Raw genomic sequence first — 6,828 nt, forward strand, 5'->3', positions numbered from 1 at the left:
AAATAAATATATTATTATGAATAAAAATAAATTAGAAAATACCCAATCAATCGGAATGATAGTAAATACGATAAAAGGCGACCCCGCTGATATTTTGTCGGAAATAAAAGCCATACTCAAAAGACATAAAATAAAACCTATAATAATTGATTATGATATTTCTTCTTATCAGAATATAAATAAAGCGAGAAAAATTTTAAAAGATGTTTCTATGCTTATTTCAATCGGCGGAGACGGAACTTTACTCTCTGCTTTGAAAATTGCGATAAAATATAATATTTCGGTTTTGCCAATTTATAACGGAAGTTTAGGATTTATATCGGAAATTCCGCCAGAAGAAGCTTATTTTATATTGGAAGAATATTTAAATAATAAAAAAAGTTTATACGAAATAGAATCGAGAACTTTACTTGAAGTGAGACTTTCAAAAAGTAATTTAAAAGATAATATAAAAGAAAATTTAAAAACGAAAATTTATTTGGCGGTAAACGAACTTGTATTGAGTAAATGCGATGGAAGGGCGATATATATTGATGTCAGTATAGAAAATAAAACAGTTTCTTCTATAGTTGGAGACGGCGTTGTCATAGCGACTCCGACTGGTTCTACGGCATACGCTTTAAGCGCGGGCGGTCCCGTTCTTGCTCCGACTATAGACGCGATTTCATTCGTTCCTATAGCGCCGCATTCTTTGACTTTTAGACCTTTGGTTATTCCAAAAGGAGATGTTATTGAACTTAAGCTTTCAAAAAAATATTCTGGCGAAAACCCGATTAAATCGAAGGCTATGGTAACTATTGACGGATACGATATATGCAAATTCGAGAATAACGATATTTTAAAAGCGGAAATTAGCGAAAAACACTGCTATATATTTCAAAGCGCAAAAAGATTATTTTACGATATACTTCGCAATAAACTTAAATGGGGAAGATAATGCTGAAATATCTTGAAATAAGAAATTTTGTATTGATTGATAAATTAAAAATTAATTTTAATAACGGCTTCAATGTTTTGACGGGAGAAACGGGAGCGGGAAAAAGTATAATAATAAGCGCGTTGGAACTCATAACGGGAGAAAAAGGTTCTACTCGAATGGTTGGCGCAAACGGAGACAGGCTAATTGTCATGGGATGTTTTAGTTTGCAGTCGTCTTCAAATATCGTTAAAAATAAATTGAAAGAGTGGAATATAGAAATAAATAATAACGAACTCAATATAAAAAGAGAAATTACAAAAGACGGAAAAAGCAAATCTTTTATAAATAATGTCGGAGTGAGAATAGCCGAATTAAAAGAACTCGGAGATTTGATTGTCGATATTCACGGACAGCATGAACATCAGTCTTTATTCAATCCTTCAAACCATTTGAATTTTTACGACAGCTATTTGAATATTGAAGACAAATTGGAAACATATAAAGAAAATTACGATAAACTCGTGAAATTGATAAAACAGTATAACGAAATATCTCAAAATAAAAATAATATAATTAAAGAAAAATCTTTTTTGGAATACGCGATAGACGAAATAGAAAAAGCAAATTTGAAACTTAACGAAGATGAAGAGATAAAAAACGATATAGCCGTGATGTCGAATGCGGAAAGTATAGCGTCTTCATTGTCAGCCGTTAATAAAGATATTTTCGGAAGCGAATCTGGAGCTTATTTGAAATTAACAAGAAGCATAAATATTCTCCAGTCAATATCGCAATATGACGGCAGATTGTCCGATTTATCTTCACAAATCGAAGGAATAAGTTTAAATCTCGAAGATATAAAAGGAATATTAAACGAAATAAGAGCGAAAACAAAATTTGACCCGAAAGTATTGGAATCATTAAACGAAAGATTATTTTTTATAAACAATTTGAAAAAAAAATACGGTTCGAGCATAAAAGAAATTATAAATTATGCAAAAGAATCTAAAGAAAAATTGGAATCGTTAAATTTTTCCGAAGAAGATATTATTAATTTAAAATCGGAAATCGAAGAATTAAGAAAAAAAACTTCAGTTTTGGCAAAAGAAATATCGGAGATAAGGAATAACAAAAAAGAAGAATTTATAAAAGCTATTGAATCGGAAATGAACGATTTGGGAATGTCGTCAACAAAATTCGATGTGGAAATAATGTCGGACGAGGACGAAGACGGAATATTGATAGTAGACGGAGTAAGTGTAAAGGCAAACTCGCATGGAATTGACAATATAGAATTTATAATAGCGCCGAATAAACAGAGCATATTTCAGCCTTTAAGAAAAATAGCTTCGGGAGGCGAAATATCGAGAATAATGCTTTCGCTTAAAAATGTTCTTTCTTTGGGAGATTACTCGGAAACTATGGTTTTTGACGAGATAGATGTAGGAGTCGGCGGAAGAATTGCAGAAGTAATAGGCGAAAAAATTGCGGCTTTATCGAAACGAAAACAAATTTTAAGCGTTACTCATTTGGCTCAAATTGCAATATATGCGAATAATCATTTTAAGGTTATAAAAAACGAAGGCGAAGACAATGTTACCTCGACAATAGAAAAACTTAACGACAGCAACAGAGTAAACGAAATTGCAAGAATGATAACGGGAAAAGAAATAACAGAAGCGAGCATAAAGCATGCGGCGGAACTTTTGGAAAGAGCGAAAAAATAACGGACGAATTTTATTTCGTCATTACGAGAATTTTAAAAATCCGCAACAAAGTCGGCGCTAAAGCGGACAGCGTCCAGTCTCCAAGTAATCCAAAATTAAGAAATTCTATTTTCAAAATTTAGTTTTATTAATAGTGGATTGCTTCGACATTTTCAATGTCTCGCAATGACAAATTTACAATTCGTTAACACTTCTAATAACAAGGGGCTTCAGCCTCTTGCTCCCCTTTGCAATTGCACACAATGGGCTTCCCGCAGGGACGCGGAGCGAAAGCCACATTGTTATCAGGTTTATAATTGTCACTGCAAGTGAGACAAAAGCCCGTTGTTGTCAGAAAAAGCGCTATTCTAAAATAGATTGCTTCGCTTTCTTACGAAATCTCGCAATGACAGTAAATAAATGCTCGCACACTCTGTGTGCCTCGCCGAAGGCGGACAAAGTCACGGCAATAATTTATAAAATAAAAACGGCTTACATTTTGAAGTATAAACCATTTTTTGAAAATTAGAATTTATAATTTTAATAAAAAATCCCAACAATAAAATGCTGGGATTTTTTAAATCTTATCAATATAAATTAATCTTTATTTCCAACTTGCTGTATAGTTTTGACCACCTACACTTCCATCTTTTAAAGTTAATCTAATGGTTAATCCCGTAGTCATTAAACGAGAAACTTCGCTTGACAATGCATAACCGCTTTGCAATTTCTTAAATTTTATAGTGAAAGTGCAATTTTTACCGCTAATTGACGGAGGAGTAGAATTATAATCCATATCGGAGAAAACAGAACTTCCAAAATATTCTTTAAATTGTGTAGTATTTGCTATAGCGTATGCTAATGAAAATACTTTACTACTTGCCGTTATCTCTACATTTTTTGATAAAAATGTTGTATCACCAGTTGAAGAAAAATTTGGCGTAGAAGAAGAAAAAGTTGCGCTTGCAAAACTAAATGTAGTTGGAACACCACTACCCTCAAAAACTATTTCCCCATTATTTCCACCATATATACCATCTGAATTTTTTACGGCTTTCATCATATTTTCTATATCCGTTTTGGTTATAATTTGAGCTTTGATTAGATTTACGGTAACATTAAGCGTTTTTGTGTCAGTTGTATCCACAGAAGAGTAGTCTGTGAATTTAAATGTTATCGTATATTGATATTTTTGCTTTGCGGTTAAACTTGCCGATTGGTATTTGGTTAAACCAGAATATGACAAAGTTAATTCTTTAGTCGATTCGGTATAACAGAAATCGTCCGCTACTAAAACCAATGGATTTGAACCGCTGTCTACACTTTCGATTGAAATGCCATAACTCGTAGAACCGTAAACGCTAAACCCTACAGTTCCCGCCGTGCTAACTGTTGAAGTGGCAAGCGTTATGTCTTTCGAGTTGCCCCATTCTTCGCTTACGGAAAAATAATTATAATTTCCCGTGTCGCCTCCTGTTGTTCCTTCATTACTGCAGCTTATCGCAAACAGAAGTAAAAACGATAATACTGTGATTAAAATTTTTTTGATATTCTTCATGAATATCCTCCTTGAAAATGAATTTTTTATTTATAACTAAACAAGGATTTTTTATTTTCCTTGATAAGCTATCGAAAGTGATAAAAGTTAAAAAAGATTTAACTAAATTTAGAATTGCAAAATTATTTTTATCGTCATTGTATATTTTAAATTTGTCATTGCGAGCCGATGCCGTAAGGCACACAGCGTGAGGCGTGGCAATCCACTTTGTATAAAATTTATTTATTAATGAAATTAAATTATAAAAATTGAATTTTACTAAATTTGGATTACTTCGGCTAACGCCTCGTTCCCATAGGACGCCTCGCCAACGGCGGACTTTAGTCTCGGCGAATGACGGACTTTCTGAATACTGCAAAAATGTTTTTACTAACGAATTACGAATTCTAAACGGAGTTGTTTTGCTTCTTTTGACAAAAGAAGGAGCTTTTTTGGTTCTTTTTTCTCGGTAGAAAAAAGAACAGAGATTTTGCTTTTCTTTTATAAAAGATAAAAATGATTTAACTAAATTGATATTGAATTTTTGCAATTCAAATTTCAAAATAACAACGGGCTTCAGCCCATTGTTTGCAATTGTAATCGGACGCAAGGGGTTAAAACCCCTTGTTTTATGTAATATAGATTTTTGCAATAAGAAAACGAGACAAATCTTTACAAATAAAAGTTTGTCTTTTAAAAAATTAAAAAAGTTTAAACTACTTTGTTCGCGGTTCGCGGTTCGCGGTTCGCGGTTCGCGGTGAACTGCAAATATTATTTAATAACTTTGTTGTCATAGTTAAATTATACAATATTTAGAATTTTTTGTCAACAGTTTAAATAAAATTTTTTTAAACTATAAAATATTACTTAATTTTTAGAATGCATGAATATAGAAATAATATAAATTATTGAAGCCAATATTATAATGCATAAAGTTATCGCTCTGTTAATATTAATTTCTTCTTTATAAACGAATATTGCGAGAATAGTCGCCATAAACGGAACTAAAAACTGCAAAAATCCAAGCATAGAAATTTGAAGTCCTTTTGCAGCTTTTGCGTATAAATATAAAGGAACTCCCGTAGCAATTCCAGCGAACATTAAAGCTATCCATTTTGAAATCGGTTGAGGATTTTGCGGAAAATAAATTTTAGCGATTATTATAGAAGGAATTATTATTGCAAAAGTCTCCAAAAATAAACTTTCCCAGCCAGAATAAACGCTAAATTTTTTGAGTATTCCGTATATTGAAAAAGTCAAAGCTATACAAAAAGCCATAATCGGAGGTTTGCCCAAACTTATTGTCTGATAAATCATCCCGATAAACATTAAAACTATAGCCAAATATTCCAAAGGTTTTTTCTTCTCTCTAAAAATTACAATTCCTATAAATATGCTTAAAATCGGACATATATAATAGGCAAGTCCCGCCTCCAAAATATTTCCCGAGTTAACCGTGTATATATATAAATACCAATTAACTCCAACCAATATTCCCGCAATTATAGTTTGAATTAAAGCTTTTTTGCCTCGATATAATTTTGATTTTTTATAAATTATTATGATTAAAGTAAATATAAAAGTCGTTATTACTCTCATTCCCAAAACGAAAGCCGAATTAAAATTTTGAACGGTTTTCCAATATATTGGAAGAAGTCCCCATAAAATATAAGCGGACGCTGCAAGAACGATTGATTTATTATTATTCATTATTATCCTTATCTTTTAAGTCGTTATAATTTTTAGTCATAATATCATGCCAATATTTCAATTTAAAATTTTCATCTCCTTCAATGTCCTTAAAATAAAAAGGTTTTAAAAATCTTACTTTAATTTTTCTAAACGGATTTATTTTAAAACTTCTCGCTTTCATTATATCTTTAGTTCCGTATATTACTACGGGAAGAATCGGAATATCAGGGCATTTTTCCGCTACTCTCAAAATTCCTCTTTTCGGCATATTTATCTCTCCCGTTTTACTTCTCGTGCCTTCTGGATATAAAACCGCACTCGTTTGATTATTCAGTCTATCCGCAATGTCTTCTATAGATTTTGCCGCTCCAACCGTTCCTCTTTTAACAAAAATATAATTTGCAAGTTTCATTCCAAAACCTACCATTGGAACTTTTCCGTAAGTGTCTTTTGAAACGAAAGCGTATGAGCCTTTGAATATACAAAAACAGCAGAAAATATCGAACGCGCTTTGATGATTTGGAGTAAGCAAATATACTTTTTTTGAATCGTAATTTTCTTCGTTTTCTAAATCGAATTTTATAAAAGCCATTTTCATTAAACCTCTCGCCCAAAATTTTGAAATCGAATGACTTATTATTATAGATTTTTTTTTGCTAAAAGGTTTGACAAAAATATATAAAATAAATACCGCCAAAAAATTTAACACGGTAAATATAACGCCGATTAAAATATAAAAAATAGTAAAAATCATAAAAAATAGTTTATTATAGAAAAAGAAAATTATCAATATATTATAAAAAGTTTTGAATTTAAACTTGACTTTTTTTAATTTTAACTATTGAAATTTTTTTGCTTTTGGTGTAATATTTTCTTATATTATTTAATTAAAAATATTTAAAAAATTTGAAAAAAGGAGTTAGCATGTGTTTATCCCGAAAATACTATACTATACTATACTATACTATACTAT

The 6,828-nt window shown here is 31.2% G+C and carries 6 protein-coding genes; 2 read left to right on the forward strand and 4 right to left on the reverse strand.

Going from position 1 to position 6,828, the window contains the following annotated elements:
- A partial coding sequence (locus tag ACR0QS_RS09395) for an NAD(+)/NADH kinase (RefSeq protein ID WP_432633185.1) occupies window positions 1-937 on the forward strand: 937 nt, incomplete at its 5' end.
- Window positions 937-2,646 carry a DNA repair protein RecN gene (gene recN / locus ACR0QS_RS09400; protein ID WP_432633186.1) on the forward strand — a complete coding sequence of 570 codons (1,710 nt, stop codon included), beginning with the start codon at window positions 937-939 and terminating at the stop codon, window positions 2,644-2,646. The genes ACR0QS_RS09395 and recN, both read left to right, overlap by 1 nt.
- A 583-nt stretch (window positions 2,647-3,229) precedes the next feature.
- Here the strand turns inward: recN and ACR0QS_RS09405 are convergent.
- From ACR0QS_RS09405 to ACR0QS_RS09420, 4 genes are all read right to left on the reverse strand, one after another.
- Window positions 3,230-4,183 (reverse strand): hypothetical protein, encoded by a 954-nt coding sequence (locus ACR0QS_RS09405; protein ID WP_432633187.1) that lies wholly within the window; start codon window positions 4,181-4,183, stop codon window positions 3,230-3,232.
- Entirely contained in the window at window positions 4,113-4,772 is a 660-nt protein-coding gene (locus ACR0QS_RS09410; RefSeq protein WP_432633188.1) for a hypothetical protein, read from the reverse strand. Before ACR0QS_RS09410 ends, ACR0QS_RS09405 begins: the two co-directional genes overlap by 71 nt.
- A 258-nt stretch (window positions 4,773-5,030) precedes the next feature.
- On the reverse strand, window positions 5,031-5,873 hold the full coding sequence (gene rarD / locus ACR0QS_RS09415) for an EamA family transporter RarD (RefSeq protein WP_432633189.1): 843 nt from the start codon (window positions 5,871-5,873) through the stop codon (window positions 5,031-5,033).
- Complete coding sequence (locus tag ACR0QS_RS09420) at window positions 5,866-6,609, reverse strand: lysophospholipid acyltransferase family protein (protein WP_432633190.1); 744 nt, start codon at window positions 6,607-6,609, stop codon at window positions 5,866-5,868. Before ACR0QS_RS09420 ends, rarD begins: the two co-directional genes overlap by 8 nt.
- Window positions 6,610-6,828 lie beyond the last annotated feature (219 nt).

This window comes from Brachyspira sp. (genome assembly GCF_050873525.1).
GTDB lineage: Bacteria > Spirochaetota > Brachyspiria > Brachyspirales > Brachyspiraceae > Brachyspira.

Bases quoted from the DNA above. Each gene is read 5' to 3' on its own strand.
- recN (WP_432633186.1), top strand. From the start codon at position 937: ATGCTGAAATATCTTGAAATAAGAAATTTTGTATTGATTGATAAATTA.
- rarD (WP_432633189.1), bottom strand. From the start codon at position 5,873: ATGAATAATAATAAATCAATCGTTCTTGCAGCGTCCGCTTATATTTTA.
- ACR0QS_RS09405 (WP_432633187.1), bottom strand. From the start codon at position 4,183: ATGAAGAATATCAAAAAAATTTTAATCACAGTATTATCGTTTTTACTT.
- ACR0QS_RS09420 (WP_432633190.1), bottom strand. From the start codon at position 6,609: ATGATTTTTACTATTTTTTATATTTTAATCGGCGTTATATTTACCGTG.